Raw genomic sequence first — 17,304 nt, 5'->3', positions numbered from 1 at the left:
TCATTCGCATCAAGGAAGCATGCATGGATACCGGTACGGTCAAGTGGTTCAACGAAACGAAGGGTTTCGGTTTCATCAGTCCCGATAACGGCGGCGACGATCTGTTCGCGCACTTTTCGGAAATTCGCGGTACGGGCTTCAAGACGCTCACCGACAACCAGAAGGTCAGCTACGAAGTGAAGCGCGGCCCGAAAGGTCTGCAGGCGTCGAACATCACGCCGCTGTAAGACCGCGCGCGGGTGTGGCCATGCGGCCCGCCCGCATTGCATGCCGGCGTCGCGCAGGCCGCGTTGCAGCTTGCGATCATTCACGTTGTCTGGAGGAATCGGCTTGGCCAAAGAAGAACTGCTGGAACTGGACGGAATCGTCGACGAAGTGCTGCCCGACAGCAAATACCGCGTGACGCTCGAAAACGGCGCTGTGGTCGGCGCATACGCATCGGGCCGCATGCGCAAGAACCATATTCGCATTCTCGCGGGCGACCGCGTGACGCTGGAACTGTCGGTGTACGACCTGACGAAGGGCCGCATCAACTTCCGCCACAAGGACGATCGCGCGCCTGCGCGCCCGCCGCGCAGCGGGCAGCCGCGCCGCTGAGCGTCCTGTCGCTCGACCGCCGTCCCCGACCTTCGGTCGGCCGCGTCGGTCTGCGCGCACCGTGACCGCAAAGGGACGGGAGCGCGCCGTTTTTTCCTCGTTTCGATCGCGATTCCGCGCGACCCGCATCACGCGAGCTTGCGCTCGCGCCGCACGCCGACGGCCGCTGCCGCTGCGCCGGCGAGCTGAATCGCCGCGCCCGCGAACATCGCGATGCGCAACCCGGCCGGACCGCCGTGCAGCACCGCGAACAGCGTGCCGAGCACCGCGATGCCGAGCGTTGCGCCCGCCATACGCGCGACATTGACGAGCGCGCTGGCCGTGCCCGAGCGCGCGGCATCGACCGCGCCGACCGCGACCGTCATCAACGGCCCGGTCGCAATCCCCATCCCGAGTCCTGTCAGGCCCAGGCCGATCTCGGTGCCGATCAATGCCGGCGACGCCGCCGATGCGCCGATCACGCCGAGCCCCGCTGCAATCACCGCTACGCCGCCGGCCGTCGTCGCGCGCTGTCCGAGTTGCTCGGACAGCCGGCCCGAGCACGGCGATACTGCAACGAACACGAGCGCCATCGGCAGCAGCGCGAGGCCCGCGCCCGTCGCGTCGAGTCGCCCGACGCTCTGCCAGGTGAGCGGCAGCAGAAACAGCACGCCGTACATGCCGAACGTCATGCCGGTCGTCGCCGCGATCGCGCCGCGAAACGCGCGCAGCCGGAACAGATCGAGCGGCACGAGCGCGGCCGCGCCGTGCCGGCGCTCGATCGCGACGAAGACGCGAAACGCGACGAGCGCGACGGCGAAGCCGATCGCGGCGATGGCCGGCGTATCGCGAAGCACGATGGCCGCATAGGCGAGCCCGCCGAGCGCGAGTGCGCCTGCGACCTGCGCGCCCGCGTCGACGTGCCGGCCGCGCCGGTCCGACGATTCGGGCACGGCAGGTATCGCGAACAGCATCGCGGCGACACTGAGCGGCACGACGACGAAGAAGATGCTGCGCCAGCCGAAGTGCCGGATCAGGACGCCGCCGACGGTCGGACCGATCGCCATCGCGACGCCGTTGCACGCAGCCCATATGCCAAGCGCGCGGCCGCGTTCGACCGGATCGCGCCATACCACGCGCACGATCGCGAGCGAGGCCGGCAGCAGCAGCGCCGCGCCGACGCCGGCGAGCGCCCGCGCGCCGATCAGCACGCCGACCGTCGGCGCGAATGCGCAGAGCAGCGACGCGACCGTGAACAGCGCGGTGCCCGCGATGAAGATCCGGCGGCGCCCGTAGAGATCGGCGAGCAGTCCGCCGGTCAGCAGCAGGACCGCGTACGTGAGGTTGTAGCTGTCGACGACCCATTGCAGCGCGCCGACCCCCGCGTGGAAATAGTCGGCGATCGCGCGCGTCGCGAGATTCACGACGGCGGTGTCGATCTGGGCGACGAGCACCGCGATACAGAGGGTCAGTAGCGTGAAGCCGGGATGCGTCGCGCGCGTCGGCGCGGGCGAAGAAGGATGTCCGTCGTTCGGCACGATGAAGCGCTCCGCGAACTGGAATGGATTCAGCATAGCGCGGTGCTGCTGACACCGTCGTGTCAGGAGCAGGGCACGGACGCGGCGCATCGCGCGCGCTGCGCAAGGTCGCGCGCGACGCGTGTCGCGGCCGCGTACCGGCAACAGGATTTCATCGGACAGACGTGGCATGCGAGCGCGGCCGATGCGCCCTTGCTTTCCCGGTGCCGTGCACTAGATTTCGAAGCGTGACACGTGTCACCGCGCGCGCGAGGTGGAGCCATGACGCCTTGGGAAATTCAGGGAACCGAATTGATCAACTGCAATTGCTCATACGGTTGCCCTTGTCAGTTCAACGCACCGCCGACGCACGGCGGCTGCGAAGCGATGGGTGCGATTTCGATCGACAGCGGCCACTACGGCGACGTGGTGCTCGACGGCGTGAAGATCGCGGTCGTGTTTCAGTGGCCGGGGCCGATTCACGAAGGCCACGGGCGCTGCCAGCCGATCGTCGATGCGCGCGCCGATCCCGCGCAGCGCGACGCGGTGCTGAAAATCATGACCGGTCAGGACACCGATCCCTTTGCGACGATGTTCGCGGTGTTCGCCTCGACGCTCGAGCATGCGTACGATCCGATCTTCACGACGATCGACTTCGACGTGGACGTCGACGAACGGCGCGGCCGCGTTCATGTCGAGGGCGTGTTCGACCTGACGGGCGAACCGATCCGCAACCCGGTCACCGGCGCCGCGCACCGCGTGCGGATCGATCTGCCGCACGGCTTCGAATACGAGCTGGCGGAAGTCGGCTCGGGCACCGGTCGCTCGCAAGGCAACATCGCGCTGACCCTCGACGGAACCTATGCGCAGTTCGCGCGACTGCACCTGAACAACCACGGATTGATCCGGCATCGCGTCGCGGCATGATCCCGGCAGACCCGCTGCTCGGACGCGAGCGCGCCGTCACGCTGCTTGCGATGGCGGCGGTGGCCGCGCTGTGCTGGTTTTACGTGTGGACGGGCGCGGGCACCGGCATGTCCGCGCTCGAAATGACGACGGTCGCGCTCTTTCCGCATCGGCTGCCGGACGATCCGGGCAGCATGGCGCCGTCGCTGCCGACCGTGATCCTGATGTGGTGGACGATGATGATCGCGATGATGACGCCCGGTGCGGCGCCGCTCGTGCTGCTGTACCGGCGCGTGCTGCGGCATCGCGGCGCGGATGCGCGGACATCGGCGCGCTTGTCCGCGTGTCTGCTGGCCGGCTATCTGGTTGCGTGGCTCGCGTTCTCCGTATTGGCCGCATGGCTTCAGCAGGGACTGCAGCCGGCCGGCCTCATCTCCGGCATGATGCTGTGGTCGAAAAGCGCCGTGCTCTCGGCGCTCGTGCTCGCACTCGCCGGCCTCTATCAGTTCTCGCCGCTCAAGCGCGCGTGTCTGCGCCAGTGCCGCTCCCCGGTCGGCTTTCTGACCGCGCACTGGCGGCCGGGGCTCGCCGGCAGCTTCGTGCTCGGCGTGCGGCACGGGCTCTATTGCGTCGGCTGCTGCTGGCTGCTGATGGCGCTGCTCTTCGTCGGCGGCGTGATGAACGTCGTCTGGATTGCCGCGCTGTCGCTGATCGTCGTCGTCGAGAAGGTCGCGCCGCGCGGCGAACGGTTCGGTCGTGCGCTCGGGATCGTGCTGATCGGATGGGCGATCGCGACGTTGCTGGTTTGAGCGCATCGTGCGGATGCGCGGGGAGACAGTCGATGAAGAGCGGATGCGTTGCGGCGGTCTCGATCGCGATCAGCGCCGCGGTGCCGGTGCCGGCCGCGGCCGACGACATGGCCGATATGAAGGGCGGCCAGCCGACGATGTCGGCGCAGGACGCGGCGCTGACGGATGCCGAAGTCACGCGGATCGATGCCGGCAGCGGGATGGTCACGTTGAAGCACGGCGCGTTGCGCAACGTCGGAATGCCGCCGATGACGATGGCGTTCAAGGCGGCCGATCCCGCGATGCTCGGCGGCATTCATGTCGGCGACCATGTGAAGGTGCGCGTGGAACGCGTGAACGGCACGCTGACGCTCGTGAAGCTCGTGAATGTGCGTTGAGGCGATGGCCTGATCGTCGTCGACGCGATGCGGGGCCGCCCGCGCGCCACGACGCTACGTAACACCGCCAGCGTGTAGTCGTGAAATTGAAATTGCAGAGATTGTCGGTCACGCGCGAGCGCGTAGACGCATTCGCATACGTGACCGAGGTCGCGGCGATCCCTGCGAGCCGCACATCGATGCATGCAGCAAATCAAAATCGACGAGATGACCGACTCGAGCCACGCCGCGCAGCGAAGCGTACCTAAGCGCGCCCGGTCCGATCAGAACGTATAGGCGATCTTGCCGAACGCGGTGCGGCCGACCGTGTTGTAACCGTAGGCCGTCATGTACTGCCGGTCGAACAGGTTCGACAGCAGCGCCGACACCGTCAGATGCGAATTGATCCGGTACGACGCACGCAGGCTTACGGTCAGATACGACGGCAGATACGTCGCGTTGGCCGGATCGTCGAACGTCGTGCCGCCGTACAGCAGCGATGCGCCGGTGCTCAGCGCATGCAGATGCAGTTCGTCCCACGAGTGATCGATGCTGACGCTCACGGTCTGACGCGGCCGGCGGTTCAGCCATGTCCGATTCGTCACGTCCTGCGGATTCAGGAAGCCGACCGCGACGCTGACGGCCGTCGAGCGGCCGAGCGTGCCCTTGTACGACAGATCGATGCCGCGAATATGCGCGCGGCCGATATTGATCGGCCCGAACGTGACGGGATCGTATGCGATCAGGTTGTGAACGCGCGTGTCGTAGAGCGCGGCCGTGAACGTACCGATTGCCGTGCTTGCGTCGACTGCCGCCTCGACCGAATTGCTGCGTTCCGGACTGAGCCGCGGATTGCCGTAGCCGGGGTAGTACAGATCGTTGAAGGTCGGCAGCCGGAACGCGTTGCCGTACGACACGCGCGCGGTGTAGACGGGCGTGATCGCCCATGCGAGCGCCGCGTTGCCGGTGTTGACCGCGCGGCCGGCGATGATCTCGTGACGGCCCGCCATGAACATCGTGACCTTGCCGAGCGTGATCGACTGATGCAGCGAGAACGCGGAGTCGTTGCGCGTCGGCACGCCGCCCGCCACGTCATTCGGCAGGAACGCCTGCTCGCGCGTGAAGTCGTACGCGAGCTTCGTCTCGCCGGACAGCGGCTGCCCGAGCAGCGTGAGCCCGCGCGTCTGATGCGTCAGCGACGTCGACGTGCTGATTCGCTGCGAATCGATCCGGTCGGTCGCGATGGTCCGATCGCCCGCAAAGAAGAACTGCCGATCGTTCGCATAACCGAAGGACTGATCGAACTGCGTGTCGGGTGTGATGTCGACGTGGAGCGATACGCCGGTCGTCAGCTGATGATCGAGCTCGCGGTTCGCACCGCCGGCATTGTCGTACGACAGATCGGAGCGGTGATAGAGCGCGAACGTCGAGACCGACCAGTTGTCGCGCGCGTAGCCGAGCCGCGCGTCGACGTCCTGCGCATGGTACGGATTGCGGCCGTCCTCGTGACCGTATGCGAACGGCCGCGTCGCGTCGATGCCGGCCGTCGCGTAATCGTGCAGGCCGAGCGAGTAGGTGAGGCCGCCGAGCGCGGCCAGCGGTCCGGTCGACGGCACCGTGCCCGACGTACGCAGCTGCGTGTCGAACGTCTTGTTCGAGCCGCCGCCGAACGACACCGTCGTGCGGTTCGGCTGGTTCGACGCTCGGCGCGTGAACAACTGCACGACGCCGCCCATCGCGTTCGCGCCGAACGATGCGGCGGCCGGCCCGGAAATCACCTCGACGCGTTCGAATGCCTCGGTCGGCAGGTCGGACCACGGCGCGATGCCGGTGGTCGGCGAGCCGATCCGGATGCCGTCGACGAACACCGCGACCTGGTTCGCCGACGAGCCGCGGATGCTGACCGACGCGGCGGAGCCCGGCCCGCCGTTCTGCGAGACGGTGATGCCCGGCAGCGTCGCGAGCGCCTGCGTGATGCTCGGATCGCTCGGCGACAGGCGGTCGAGATCGTCGCGCGTGAGCACCTGCGTGCTCGCATAGCGGCGATCGAACGATTCGGGCAGATGGCGCGTGTCGGTAACGGTGATGGCCGGCAGCGCGGCGTCGTTCGACGGCTGCGCCGGCTGCTGCGCCGCGCCGTCGCCGGCGGCGTGCGCGAGCGGCGACAGGAACGCGGTGGCGGTGGTCGTGGCAAGGAGATGTCTGAGATTCATGAAGCGTGAGTCGTTATCGTGATGCGGGCGTGGCGGCGACGTGGGCGCAGGGCGCGCCGCCGTCGCGCGGCGGTGGCGTGGCCCGGCGAGGCCGGCTCGTGTCGCCGAACCGGCTGCACGCGGGCGCGCGAACGCGCGCGCACGGCAGCGTGCGTGCCGTGCGCGGGCAAACGGATGCGGAAGCGGTGGACATCTGACGGATCCTGAGGTCGGGCCGTCCTTGCAACGGGCGACCGCCGGCGGCGGCGCTTGCGCATCGGGACACCCCGCCCGTTGCGGCTGCTTGGACCTCGGTCGATGGCTGGTCTCCTGGCTCGCGGGTCGCCGCCCGGTGCCCGCCTTCCCGGTTTCCCAGTGGCGCGAAGGGCACGGACTCGCCGCTTACAGTTGCGGGGGCAGCCGCAGATTCCGGCGTGCGCCGTCACTGCGTTCCCATTTGATCCCGTCTCGCGGGAACCATCAGCGCGCAAGGGTAAGGGGCAGGGCTTTCGCGCGTCAATCTTTCATGCACGCACCGGCGCGAAAAAACCACGCGCCGCGGCTGGCATCGGGTCCGCATTTGCGACGCGCCGTGCCACCCGTTTGGTATGACGAATCGTCGCGGAACGCACTCGACGACAGGCGCAGCGCCGTTGCGCTGCCCTGCTGCGCGCCCGGATAATGACGCGGCGCGCGCGATGCGCGCAGGAGGATGCCCATGCAATTTCCGACAGGATCCGTGACCGCGCTCAGTTCGGCCGCCGCGACGATGTTTTCGATGGGCATGCTGTTCCTCGGCTACTGGGGGCTGCACGAGCAAACGCCGTGGCAGTTCGGCGACTACGTCGTGATCGCGCTTGCGCTGTCCGGCTTCGCCTGCCTCGGGAGCGTGCCGTTTTTCGCGACGTCGCCGATGAAGCGCGCGGACGACGAAACGCAGATCGCGGTCGCGCGGCGCGTGTTTCTCGGCGGCGCGATCGCGGTGTGGTGCAGCATCCTTGCGTCGTTGATCCTGTAGTGCGCGCCGGCTGCGCCGGCCGTCAGCGGCTCGCGCCGAACACGTGCGCCTGGATCTTGCCGTCCACCGGCCCCGCACCGAACCGCTCGGCAATCGCCTCCGTGCATGCGGTGGTCGCGTCTGCCAGCGTGTCGGGACCGATCGCCTCGAGTTCGTTGCGCAGCGGCGTGCCGTGGCAGTACGCGATCGCCGGCACGCCGGGCGTCGCTGCGCGGCTGTGCGCCGGCACCGTGTCGCAATAGAGCAGCGACGAGAAGCCGCCCACGCGCACGTCGGCTTCGACCGTCGCGCGATCGTGGTAGCCGTGCGGCGTGCGCGCGAGAAAGGTGGGCGGACGATCGGGGTAGCGCCGCGCGAGCGTCTGCGTGACGGTATCGGCGAATTCGTTTTCGGCGATCCGGTCCCACACGTTGAACAGCAGCGTGCCGCCCGGTTTCAATACGCGATGCGCTTCCGCGAACGCGCGCGGCTTGTCCGGGAAAAACATCGCACCGAACTGGCAGATCACGAGATCGAAGCTCGCGTCGCCGTACGGCAGCCGCTGCGCGTCGGCCTGTTGCCAGACGACCGGCCGGCACGTGCCGACTTCCGCCGCGCGATCGAGCATCGGCCGGTTCAGGTCGGTTGCGACGAGCGTCGTGCCGTCCGGCAGCGCGCGGGACAGCGCCCGCGTCAGCGCACCGGTTCCGGCCGCGAGCTCGAGCACGCGCGTCGGCGCAATGATCGCGGCGCGCCTCGCGAGATCGATCGCGTACGGCTCGAACAGCAGCGGCACGAGGAGCGTGTCGTAGAGCGCCGGGATCGAGCCGGCGAACAGCGTGTCCGCATCATGGGGTTGCATCGGTGCCGCCTTTGCGCGACATGCGCGCCGTTGGACGAGCCGGTTCTCTCAGCGTAGATCGCACGGTGGCGTGCGGCCACGCTCGTTTTCCTGCATGGTCGTGCTGCGCGCGTCGGTACGCGGGCGTATGCACGCGCAACGCGCGACGCGGGTCGGGCACGCATGATGCAGGTTCGCTTGCCGCAGGCTGCATCGCTTCTTGAACAGGGCGGGCGAACGGCCGATACTCGCGTTCGCCGTCTGTGCCATTACAGATGCGCCGCGCCGTGCGAGCGGCCGGACGGATCGCCGCCGCGATCGGGCGGCGTATTGTTCTGATCGATCTTCGCCAGGACGAAGCGCGGCGCGGGCAACGCGCGCGACGTGCAGGGCGCGGCGGCGCACGGCGCGGCGAGCGGCGCACCGGACGGCACGGCGGCCGGTTGAGCGAACGCCGACAGGGAAGCGGCCGCCAATGCGGCGGCGACGATCGCATGCGTGTTCATGGCAACTCCTTCACGACGGACTGCGGGGATCACCTCGTCAGTCTAGGTCGCGAAACTTAACGCGACGTGAAGGGTGCGTTGCCGCTTCGCTCAGTCTTGCGGCCGGCTGGCGAGCAATGCGCTGAACGCGTCGAGATCGACGTTGCCGCCGCTGATCACGATGCCGACGCGCTTGCCCTTCAGCTCGTCCTTCATGCGTCGCGCGCCTGCGAACGACAGACAACCGGTCGGCTCGACGACAATCTTCATACGCGACGCGAACAGGCGCATGCAGTCGACGAGCTCCTCGTCGGTCGCGGTGAGGATGTCGTCGACGTCGCGGCGGATGATCGGAAACGTGATGTTGCCGAGATGCTGCGTCTGCGCGCCGTCGGCGATCGTGCGCGGCGTGTCGATGTGGACGATCGCGCCCGAGCGGAACGATTGCTGACCGTCGTTGCCGGCTTCGGGTTCGACGCCGTACAGCCGCGCGTTAGGCGACAGCGCGCGCGTGGCGAGCGCGGTGCCCGACAGCAGACCGCCGCCGCCGAGCGGCGTGAATACCGCGTCGAGCGGGCCGACTTCGTCGAACAGCTCCATGGCCGCGGTGCCCTGACCGGCGATCACGTCGGGATGATCGTACGGCGGAATCAGCGTGAGCCCGTCGCGTTCCGCGAGTTCACGGCCGATCTGCTCGCGATCCTCGGTGTAGCGGTCGTACGTGACGACGGTGCCGCCGTAGCCGCGCGTCGCGGCGATCTTCGCGGCCGGCGCATCCTGCGGCATCACGATCGTCGCCGGAATCCCGAGCATGCGCGCGGACAGCGCGATCGCCTGCGCATGATTGCCCGACGAAAACGCAACGACGCCGCGACGGCGCTGCTCCGCATCGAAGCGCGACAGCGCGTTGAATGCGCCGCGGAACTTGAAAGCACCCATGCGCTGCAGGTTCTCACACTTGAAGAACACCTGCGCGCCGAGCGCGTCGTCGACCGTGCGCGACGTCATCACGGGCGTGCGGTGCGCGTGGCCGGCGATTCTCGCCGCCGCGGCGGCAACGTCGTCGAAGCTGGGGAGGGGCAATTTGTTCATGAGTCGCTCGAGTGAAAGAGTCCGTCAACAGCCGGGCACGGCGGCATGCCGCGCCCGTGCATCATTTCGCATCGTTGTACACCGTCGCGCGCGACACGCCGAGATGCTGCGACACGATCTCCATCGCGCGCCGGATCTCGAGCAAACCGTCCGCCTTCAACGTCTGCATCAGTTCGCGGCGCTGCTCCGTCTTCAGCTCGCGTGGCGTGGCGGCAAGCCGCGTCGCGAACGCGTCGATCCGCTGACGGATCGCATCGGCGCCCGCCGGGTCGAGCGTGTCGGGCACCGCGTCGCCGTCGGTGCTGCAGAACTGCGCGAGCATGTGCTGAAAGCCGCGGAACAGCGTGACGTCCGCATTCAGGCACAGTGCGGCGACGTAGCGCCCGCTCGAGTCCTTGATACCGATCGAGGTGCTCTTCGCCGTGCGGCCGTCCGCGAAGCGGTTCGGGTAGTTTGCGAGCACCGGCGGGAAATCGTCGTCCGCGATGCGCGCGAGCCCGAGTTCGGTGGCCGGCTCGCCGACCGCGCGGCCCGACAGATTGTTGTGAATCGCGAGGATCGCCTGCTTCGGCGTGCGCAGATCATGCACGACGACTTCGGTGAACGGCGCGAACATCTGGCCGAGCCCTTCGGCGATGCGCTGCACCTGTTCGATCAGCGAGGCCTGCTCCGATTTCAACGACACCGCCGATGCGGCGGGCCGGCGGCTCGTGCGCTTCGCTTGCGCAACGGCGGACGTTCGCGCTTTCGGCTTCATCGACGCACTCCGCATGCGTGCGGCGAGATTGCGATGCGCGCGCCGGCATGAAAACGGATGCCGTTTCGGTTCGGCAGGCTACACAGAGAGCGCAAAGCAGGGCGATCGTGCATGTCGGTCCGGCAGCAGGAAACGGGAGTCGCAACGCGCGGCCACAGGCGACCGATACGCGCGATTTTCCCTGTTTGACAGTTCGTCCAAGTATAGACGTTTTGTCACGGCATGCAAAATATCGCGCGGTGTGCAGCGATTAGTCCCGTCGATGTCGCTCGAAGTCGACGGCTACGCGCGGGCAACGCGATGACGCGGTCGAAGAGATGCGTGTTACTCCCGATTGTCTGTCGCGCCGCTTTGATCGGGTACGCGCGAGAGAGATGTTTGTGTACGCAACCTAATTCAGGGTTTGCCTGAGTAGCGAAAACACGGACACGCGCCACCCGTCGATGTCGCGCACGCGTCGCTGCGCGACAGGCCGAAATTGCCGCGTCCGCGAAACCCTTGTGCGGCGGACGTTCCGGCCGTTTCGTCCGACGTGCGGTGCGCAGCGAAGCAGTAAAAACGACCGGTACGCAACGCGCGTGCCGACGGTTCGTCAGATTTGTTTCTTGTTGCAACGCAACGCGCGGGCCAAATCGGCGATGGTATGCTGGCCGTCATGGAGTTGTTCGGCAGGTTGCATGCATGGCGAAACTCGCGTTCGCACCCTCTCAAGAGACTTCACTTTCTCTCGCACGCCTCGCGGCATCGACACGCGCTGAATCCGCGCGCTCCGACCTGCGCGTCGCCGCATCCTGCCCTCCGCACGCATTCCGCATCTCGCGGCCCTCGCCCGCATCCCCGATCCCCGCCCAATAAATCTGGAGACGTCATCATGTCGCACAACAATCTGGCCGAAGCGACACACGGCCCGCTGATCGCTCCCCCCGCTTTCGTCAAACACCGCAAACTGATCGACTGGGTCGCGCGCATCGCCGAACTGACGGAGCCCGAACGCGTCGTCTGGTGCGACGGCTCGCAGGCCGAATACGACGCGCTGTGTCAGGCGATGGTCGATCAGGGCACGCTCAAGCGCCTGAATCCGGCGAAGCGCCCGAACTCGTATCTCGCGCAGTCCGATCCGTCGGACGTCGCGCGCGTCGAAGACCGCACGTTCATCTGCGCCGCGTCGCGCGACGACGTCGGCCCGACCAACAACTGGATCGCGCCCGACGAAATGCGCGAAACGCTCGACGGGCTGTTCCGCGGCTCGATGCGCGGTCGCACACTGTATGTCGTGCCGTTCTCGATGGGCCCGCTCGGCTCGCCGATCGCGCATATCGGCGTCGAGCTGTCCGACAGTCCGTACGTCGCGGTGAACATGCGGATCATGACGCGCATGGGACGCGACGTATACGACGTGCTCGGCGAAGACGGCGAATTCGTGCCGTGCGTGCACAGCGTCGGTCATCCGCTCGAGCCTGGTCAGCAGGACGTGCCGTGGCCGTGCAATCCGGTCAAGTACATCGTGCATTTCCCCGAGACGCGCGAGATCTGGAGCTTCGGCTCCGGCTACGGCGGCAATGCGCTGCTCGGCAAGAAATGCTTCGCGCTGCGGATCGCATCGACGATGGGCCGCGATCAGGGCTGGCTCGCCGAACACATGCTGATCCTCGGCGTGACGTCTCCGGCCGGCAAGAAGTATCACGTCGCGGCCGCGTTCCCGTCCGCATGCGGCAAGACGAACTTCGCCATGCTGATTCCGCCGCAGGGCTTCGACGGCTGGAAGGTCACGACGATCGGCGACGATATCGCGTGGCTGAAGCCGGGCGCCGACGGCCGGCTCTACGCGATCAACCCGGAGGCCGGCTATTTCGGCGTCGCGCCCGGCACCGGCGAGAAGACGAATCCGAATGCGCTCGCGACGCTGAAGGAAAACGTGATCTTCACGAACGTCGCGCTGACCGAAGACGGCGACGTATGGTGGGAAGGGCTGACCGACACGCCGCCGGCGAAGCTGACCGACTGGCAAGGCAATACGTGGACGCCGGAAATCGGCAAGGAAACGGGCCGCAAGGCCGCGCATCCGAACTCGCGCTTCACCGCGCCGGCCGCGCAGTGCCCGTCGATCGACGCCGACTGGGAGAACCCGGCCGGCGTGCCGATCGACGCATTCATCTTCGGCGGACGCCGCTCGACCACGGTGCCGCTCGTGACCGAAGCGCGCGACTGGGTCGAAGGCGTGTACATGGCCGCGACGATGGGTTCCGAAACGACGGCTGCAGCCGCCGGCCAGCAGGGCGTCGTGCGGCGCGACCCGTTCGCGATGCTGCCGTTCTGCGGCTACAACATGAGCGACTACTTCGCGCACTGGCTGAAGCTCGGCAAGCAGCTGGAGCGCGCCGGCGCGACGCTGCCGAAGATCTATTGCGTGAACTGGTTCCGCAAGGACGCGGACGGCCGCTTCGTATGGCCGGGATTCGGCGAGAACATGCGCGTGCTGAAGTGGATGCTCGATCGTCTCGAAGGCGAGGGCGGCGGCAGCGAGCATGCGTTCGGCGTGTCGCCCGCGTATGACGATCTGCACTGGGACGGCCTCGACTTCACGCGCGAGCAGTTCGACGCGGTCACGTCGATGAACGCGGAAGAATGGCGCGAAGAGCTGAAGCTGCACGCGGCGCTGTTCGATACGCTGAAGCTGCGGCTGCCGGCTGAACTGACCGACACGATGAAGAAGATCGAGCAGCGTCTCGACGCCTGACGATCGGCATCGTCCGCGACGCCCCGCTGTCGGCACCGAACCGGCAGCGGGGCGTTTTTTTCAGCGACACGAAAGGCGACGCGATGCGACGGCGGATGCGACTGCCGCGGGACGCGGCGCACGATGTCCCGCGAGCCGCTTCGTCGATCGCACGCGCGGCACGACCACAGATGCTCAACCGAGATCGAGCGCGTTGGTCAGATCGCCGGGCGGCGTCGCGCCGCGTGCCGCGAATGCCTGGTTGCGCGCGACGATTCCGTCGAGCGGCGCGAGGCCGTGCACGCGGCTGATGAAGCGCAGGATCGAGTTCGTGTCGTACAGCGTGTGGTCGACGTAGCCCTTTTTCGCGAACGGCGCGATCACGAGCGCGGGAATCCGCGAGCCTGGGCCCCAGCGGTCGCCGACCGGCGGCGCGACGTGATCCCACCAGCCGCCGTTCTCGTCGTGTGTCATCACGATCACCGTGTTCTCCCACTGCGGCCCGCGCCGGATATGCTCGATCACGGTCGCGATGTGGCGGTCGCCCGACTCGACATCCGCGTAGCCCGCATGCATGTTCAGGTTGCCTTGCGGCTTGTAGAACGCGACGGCGGGCAGGCGGCCCGCGTCGATGTCGGCGATGAAGCGGTTCGTCGACGGATCGTCGCCGAGCCCTGCATCGCGCAAATGCCGGCGGCGCGCTTCGGTGCCGGGCGCGTAGTTCGCGAAGTAGTTGAAAGGCTGGTGGTGGTACTGGAAATCGGGCACGGTGCCCGTGTCGCGATGCTCGAGCGCGTACTGCCACGCGCCGCTATACCACGCCCAGTCGATCTGCTTCTCCGAGAGCCGGTCGCCGATCGTCGCGTAGACCTGCGGCGGCAGCACGCGATGGTCGTCCGGATCGGCGAACGCGGAGTTGCCGTTCGCGGGCGGCGGCACGTAGCTCGGCTGGTACGGCGGCGCCATCGTGTTCACGCCGTAACCGTCGGGCGTCAGCGGGCCGTCGCCGACGAACTTCGGCGGGCCGTCGAGCGCCGACGCCGGCGAATCGGCGGCCAGCTTCAGCCGCGTGCCGGCCGGATCGTCGCCGTCGAGCACCGACAGCAGCTTTGCCGCGTGCGGGTGCTTGTGCGCATCCGGGTAGCGCGGCGGCTGTGCGCCGATCAGGTACATATGGTTCAGCCAGGAGCCGCCGAATGCGGCCATAAAGAAGTTGTCGCACAGCGTGTATTGACGCGCGAGATTCCATAGGCGCAACGTGTCGGCCGAATTGCGGTAATGGCCCATCACGAGGCCGCCCGAGTCGGCCCATGCGGCGAACTGGTTGTTGCGGCCCGCCGCGATCTGCATCTGGTTCTGATAGAAGCGGTGCCACAGATCGCGCGTGATCACGCCGTTCGGCAGCGGCTTGCCGTCCTTGTCCGTCAGCTGGAACGGCGCGTTCGGCAGCTTGTCGATGTCGCGCTCGCCGATCATGTAGCGCTTGCCGTTCACTTCCTGCGCCTGCGGCACGAGGCCGCCCCAGATCTTGGGCAGCACCGGCAGCGGCGTCTTGCCGTCGCGGTCGAGCTGCTGCGCCTGCTCGGGCGCCACCGCGCTCAACGGATAGCGCACGCCGGGGAAATCGCCGTACAGGTTCGCGAAGCTGCGATTCTCCGCGTAGATCACGACGATGTGGCGCACATGGTGGCGCAGCGCTGCGTCGACGCGCAGGTCGGCCACGGAACGCGGCGCGCCGCCGGGCGCGGTTTCGCAGCCGTTCAGCGCGAGGCCCGCGCCGAGTGCGGCGAGGCCGCCGAGCACACGGCGGCGGTCGGGATCGTCGGGAAGGTCGTCGGGGCGATCGGGGGTGTCGTTCACGTCGTGTGCTCCTCGCGGGTTGGGATGTCGCTCGATGCGCCGGCGTTCGGCCGACGCCGCGCGGTTGCGGCCGCCGCACCGGGCGGCCGTTGTCATGAAATTGTCATGAACGCGACTATAGCGCGACCGCGCCCGGCAGCGAAAGGCGCGCGCGGCGTGCTGCGGCCGCGCATGCGAGACGCGCGTGCGCGAACTAGACTGGAATCGACGGGCCGCGCGTCGCGACGGGCGGCCGGCGCGAATGCCGCGCGGCGGCGCAGGCCCGCGGCGACGCCGCGGCGTCATTGATGCGACGAAACGAAACGACGACGAAGCGCACGACGTGCGGCTTCGCCGCGCATGCCGATGCCATGGACAGGAAATTCGACTACCCGGGGCTGCTGATCGCGGCGGGTTTCTTCGTGCTGTTCGCCGCGCAATTGCTGACGCTGCGGCCGGCGGCGACGTCGATCGCATACAGCGATTTCCACCGGCTCGTCGATGCGCGGCTCGTCGACGATCTCGAGATCGGCTCCGCGTCGATCTCGGGCACGCTGCGCATGCCGAAGGCGGCCGCGATGCTGCCGGCGTCCGATGCCGATGCCGCGAAGACGGCCGGCGCGCCGTGGCGCTTCACGACCGAGCGCGTGCCCGACGAGCGGCTGATCGATACGCTGACGGCAGCCGGCATCCGCTACCGCGGCGCGCCGGATACGAGCTGGCTCGTCTCGCTCGCGTCGTGGCTGCTGCCGCTGGCCGCGTTCGCGTTCGTCTGGACGCTGATGCTGCGACGACGCGGCGGGCTGCAGGATTTCACGGGGATGGGCAAGAGCCGCGCGCGCGTCTACGTGCAGCAGGAAACCGGCATCACGTTTGACGACATTGCCGGCATCGACGAAGCGAAGGCCGAGCTGCAGCAGATCGTCGCGTTCCTGCGCAATCCCGAGCGCTATCAGCGGCTCGGCGGCAAGATTCCGAAGGGCATGCTGGTCGTCGGCGCACCGGGCACCGGCAAGACGCTGCTCGCGCGTGCGGTCGCCGGCGAGGCCGCGGTGCCGTTCTTCTCGATCGGCGGCTCGGCGTTCGTCGAGATGTTCGTCGGCGTCGGCGCCGCGCGCGTGCGCGATTTGTTCGAGCAGGCGCAGCAGAAGGCGCCGTGCATCGTGTTCGTCGACGAGCTCGATGCGCTGGGCAAGGTGCGCGGCGTCGGCCCGATGTCCGGCAACGACGAGCGCGAGCAGACGCTCAATCAGCTGCTCGTCGAGATGGACGGCTTCCAGGCCAATTCCGGCGTGATCATCATGGCCGCGACCAACCGGCCCGAGATCCTCGACCCCGCGCTGCTGCGTCCGGGCCGCTTCGACCGGCACATCGCGATCGATCGCCCCGATCTGAACGGTCGCCGGCAGATTCTCGGCGTGCACGTGAAGCGCGTGAAGCTGGCCGCCGACGTCGATCTCGGCGAGCTTGCGTCGCGCACGCCGGGCTTCGTCGGCGCCGATCTCGCGAACGTCGTGAACGAAGCCGCGCTGCACGCGGCCGAGCTCGGGCGCGCGGCGATCGGCATGGACGACTTCGACGAGGCGATCGACCGCGCGATGACGGGCATGGAGCGCAAGAGCCGCGTGATGAACGAACAGGAGAAGACGACGATCGCCTATCACGAGGCCGGCCACGCGCTCGTCGCGCAGTGCCGCGCGCACTGCGATCCGGTGAAGAAGGTGTCGATCATTCCGCGCGGCGTCGCGGCGCTCGGCTATACACAGCAAGTGCCGACCGAGGACCGCTACGTGCTGCGCAAGAGCGAACTGATGGATCGTCTCGACGTGCTGCTCGGCGGACGCGTCGCGGAAGAGCTCGCGTTCGGCGACGTGTCGACCGGCGCGCAGAACGATCTCGAACGCGCGACGGCGATGGCGCGCCACATGGTGATGCAGTACGGGATGAGCGAGCGGCTCGGGCTTGCGACGTTCGACGACGGCGACGGCCGCACGGGAAGCGCGAATGCCTGGCATCCGGGCGACGGCCGTTGCAGCGAACATACCGCGCGTCTGATCGACGACGAGGTGCGCACGCTCCTCGCCGATGCGCATGCGCGCGTCGCGGCGACGCTCGGCGAACGGCGCGACGCGCTCGAGCGCATCGCGCGCCGGCTGCTGCAGTGCGAGGTGGTCGAGCACGACGCGCTGCAGGCGCTGATCGACGGTCGCGCCGACCCGCC

15 protein-coding genes, 1 pseudogene and 1 riboswitch are annotated in these 17,304 nt (G+C 67.9%); of the genes and pseudogenes, 8 read left to right on the top strand and 8 right to left on the bottom strand.

Annotation, left to right across the window (positions count from 1 at the left end; all coding sequences use genetic code 11):
• Positions 1–23 precede the first annotated feature (23 nt).
• Both HMPREF3115_RS19550 and infA read left to right on the top strand, forming a co-directional pair.
• Positions 24–227 carry a cold-shock protein gene (locus HMPREF3115_RS19550; RefSeq protein WP_006396978.1) on the top strand — a complete coding sequence of 68 codons (204 nt, stop codon included), beginning with the start codon at positions 24–26 and terminating at the stop codon, positions 225–227.
• A 103-nt stretch (positions 228–330) separates the two neighbouring features.
• A complete protein-coding gene (gene infA, locus HMPREF3115_RS19545; RefSeq protein ID WP_006396979.1) occupies positions 331–597 on the top strand; it encodes a translation initiation factor IF-1 in 267 nt (88 codons plus the stop codon).
• 128 nt (positions 598–725) lie between these two features.
• Here the strand turns inward: infA and HMPREF3115_RS19540 are convergent, their stop codons facing one another.
• On the bottom strand, positions 726–2,150 hold the full coding sequence (locus HMPREF3115_RS19540) for an MFS transporter (protein ID WP_070555664.1): 1,425 nt from the start codon (positions 2,148–2,150) through the stop codon (positions 726–728).
• Positions 2,151–2,375: 225 nt separating this feature from the next.
• Here HMPREF3115_RS19540 and HMPREF3115_RS19535 point away from each other — a divergent pair, with 225 nt between their 5' ends.
• Genes HMPREF3115_RS19535 through HMPREF3115_RS19525 form a run of 3 tightly spaced genes read left to right on the top strand, consistent with a single transcriptional unit; the run spans position 2,376 to position 4,185 of the window.
• Complete coding sequence (locus tag HMPREF3115_RS19535; RefSeq protein WP_006408462.1) at positions 2,376–3,020, top strand: DUF1326 domain-containing protein; 645 nt, start codon at positions 2,376–2,378, stop codon at positions 3,018–3,020.
• Complete coding sequence (locus HMPREF3115_RS19530; protein WP_065496492.1) at positions 3,017–3,808, top strand: DUF2182 domain-containing protein; 792 nt, start codon at positions 3,017–3,019, stop codon at positions 3,806–3,808. Before HMPREF3115_RS19535 ends, HMPREF3115_RS19530 begins: the two co-directional genes overlap by 4 nt.
• A 32-nt stretch (positions 3,809–3,840) precedes the next feature.
• Positions 3,841–4,185, top strand: a complete 345-nt coding sequence (locus HMPREF3115_RS19525) for a copper-binding protein (RefSeq protein ID WP_070555662.1) — start codon at positions 3,841–3,843, stop codon at positions 4,183–4,185.
• A gap of 73 nt (positions 4,186–4,258) precedes the next feature.
• Here the strand turns inward: HMPREF3115_RS19525 and HMPREF3115_RS32600 are convergent.
• A pseudogene (locus HMPREF3115_RS32600) lies at positions 4,259–4,398 on the bottom strand (3-hydroxybutyrate oligomer hydrolase family protein); the annotation flags it as partial.
• 50 nt (positions 4,399–4,448) lie between these two features.
• Positions 4,449–6,377, bottom strand: a complete 1,929-nt coding sequence (locus tag HMPREF3115_RS19520; RefSeq protein ID WP_070555660.1) for a TonB-dependent receptor domain-containing protein — start codon at positions 6,375–6,377, stop codon at positions 4,449–4,451.
• A gap of 281 nt (positions 6,378–6,658) precedes the next feature.
• Positions 6,659–6,853: riboswitch (cobalamin riboswitch) on the bottom strand.
• A gap of 221 nt (positions 6,854–7,074) precedes the next feature.
• Here HMPREF3115_RS19520 and HMPREF3115_RS19505 point away from each other — a divergent pair.
• Complete coding sequence (locus HMPREF3115_RS19505) at positions 7,075–7,374, top strand: hypothetical protein (protein ID WP_006396988.1); 300 nt, start codon at positions 7,075–7,077, stop codon at positions 7,372–7,374.
• Between the two features lie 22 nt (positions 7,375–7,396).
• Here HMPREF3115_RS19505 and HMPREF3115_RS19500 read toward each other — a convergent pair whose 3' ends face one another.
• From HMPREF3115_RS19500 to HMPREF3115_RS19480, 4 genes are all read right to left on the bottom strand, one after another.
• Positions 7,397–8,215 (bottom strand): class I SAM-dependent methyltransferase, encoded by an 819-nt coding sequence (locus HMPREF3115_RS19500; protein WP_070555657.1) that lies wholly within the window; start codon positions 8,213–8,215, stop codon positions 7,397–7,399.
• Positions 8,216–8,463: 248 nt separating this feature from the next.
• Positions 8,464–8,700, bottom strand: a complete 237-nt coding sequence (locus HMPREF3115_RS19490; protein ID WP_006403480.1) for a hypothetical protein — start codon at positions 8,698–8,700, stop codon at positions 8,464–8,466.
• Positions 8,701–8,790: 90 nt separating this feature from the next.
• Positions 8,791–9,771 carry a threo-3-hydroxy-L-aspartate ammonia-lyase gene (locus tag HMPREF3115_RS19485; protein WP_070555653.1) on the bottom strand — a complete coding sequence of 327 codons (981 nt, stop codon included), beginning with the start codon at positions 9,769–9,771 and terminating at the stop codon, positions 8,791–8,793.
• A 61-nt stretch (positions 9,772–9,832) separates the two neighbouring features.
• Positions 9,833–10,528: a helix-turn-helix transcriptional regulator gene (locus HMPREF3115_RS19480; protein ID WP_006410215.1), complete on the bottom strand. Its 696-nt coding sequence runs from the start codon at positions 10,526–10,528 to the stop codon at positions 9,833–9,835.
• Positions 10,529–11,399: 871 nt separating this feature from the next.
• Between HMPREF3115_RS19480 and HMPREF3115_RS19475 the strand changes: the two genes are divergently transcribed.
• Positions 11,400–13,265: a phosphoenolpyruvate carboxykinase (GTP) gene (locus HMPREF3115_RS19475; protein ID WP_006403485.1), complete on the top strand. Its 1,866-nt coding sequence runs from the start codon at positions 11,400–11,402 to the stop codon at positions 13,263–13,265.
• Positions 13,266–13,439: 174 nt separating this feature from the next.
• Here HMPREF3115_RS19475 and HMPREF3115_RS19470 read toward each other — a convergent pair whose 3' ends face one another.
• The gene (locus HMPREF3115_RS19470) at positions 13,440–15,104 is read right to left on the bottom strand and encodes an acid phosphatase (RefSeq protein ID WP_070555651.1); all 1,665 of its coding nucleotides are present in this window, start codon (positions 15,102–15,104) and stop codon (positions 13,440–13,442) included.
• Between the two features lie 350 nt (positions 15,105–15,454).
• Here HMPREF3115_RS19470 and ftsH point away from each other — a divergent pair.
• On the top strand, positions 15,455–17,304 hold a 1,850-nt coding region (gene ftsH / locus HMPREF3115_RS19465), incomplete at its 3' end, for an ATP-dependent zinc metalloprotease FtsH (protein ID WP_070555649.1).

Origin of the sequence: Burkholderia sp. HMSC10F09 (assembly GCF_001806955.1) — a bacterium.
Taxonomy (GTDB): Bacteria; Pseudomonadota; Gammaproteobacteria; order Burkholderiales; family Burkholderiaceae; genus Burkholderia; species Burkholderia multivorans.
This window is presented reverse-complemented; position numbering and strand designations above follow the sequence as displayed.

What these genes read in the sequence shown, in the direction of transcription:
- HMPREF3115_RS19550 (WP_006396978.1), top strand. Translation starts at nt 24, where the DNA reads ATGGATACCGGTACGGTCAAGTGGTTCAACGAAACGAAGGGTTTCGGT.
- HMPREF3115_RS19540 (WP_070555664.1), bottom strand. Translation starts at nt 2,150, where the DNA reads ATGCTGAATCCATTCCAGTTCGCGGAGCGCTTCATCGTGCCGAACGAC.
- HMPREF3115_RS19535 (WP_006408462.1), top strand. Translation starts at nt 2,376, where the DNA reads ATGACGCCTTGGGAAATTCAGGGAACCGAATTGATCAACTGCAATTGC.
- HMPREF3115_RS19530 (WP_065496492.1), top strand. Translation starts at nt 3,017, where the DNA reads ATGATCCCGGCAGACCCGCTGCTCGGACGCGAGCGCGCCGTCACGCTG.
- HMPREF3115_RS19525 (WP_070555662.1), top strand. Translation starts at nt 3,841, where the DNA reads ATGAAGAGCGGATGCGTTGCGGCGGTCTCGATCGCGATCAGCGCCGCG.
- HMPREF3115_RS19520 (WP_070555660.1), bottom strand. Translation starts at nt 6,377, where the DNA reads ATGAATCTCAGACATCTCCTTGCCACGACCACCGCCACCGCGTTCCTG.
- HMPREF3115_RS19505 (WP_006396988.1), top strand. Translation starts at nt 7,075, where the DNA reads ATGCAATTTCCGACAGGATCCGTGACCGCGCTCAGTTCGGCCGCCGCG.
- HMPREF3115_RS19500 (WP_070555657.1), bottom strand. Translation starts at nt 8,215, where the DNA reads ATGCAACCCCATGATGCGGACACGCTGTTCGCCGGCTCGATCCCGGCG.
- HMPREF3115_RS19490 (WP_006403480.1), bottom strand. Translation starts at nt 8,700, where the DNA reads ATGAACACGCATGCGATCGTCGCCGCCGCATTGGCGGCCGCTTCCCTG.
- HMPREF3115_RS19485 (WP_070555653.1), bottom strand. Translation starts at nt 9,771, where the DNA reads ATGAACAAATTGCCCCTCCCCAGCTTCGACGACGTTGCCGCCGCGGCG.
- HMPREF3115_RS19480 (WP_006410215.1), bottom strand. Translation starts at nt 10,528, where the DNA reads ATGAAGCCGAAAGCGCGAACGTCCGCCGTTGCGCAAGCGAAGCGCACG.
- HMPREF3115_RS19475 (WP_006403485.1), top strand. Translation starts at nt 11,400, where the DNA reads ATGTCGCACAACAATCTGGCCGAAGCGACACACGGCCCGCTGATCGCT.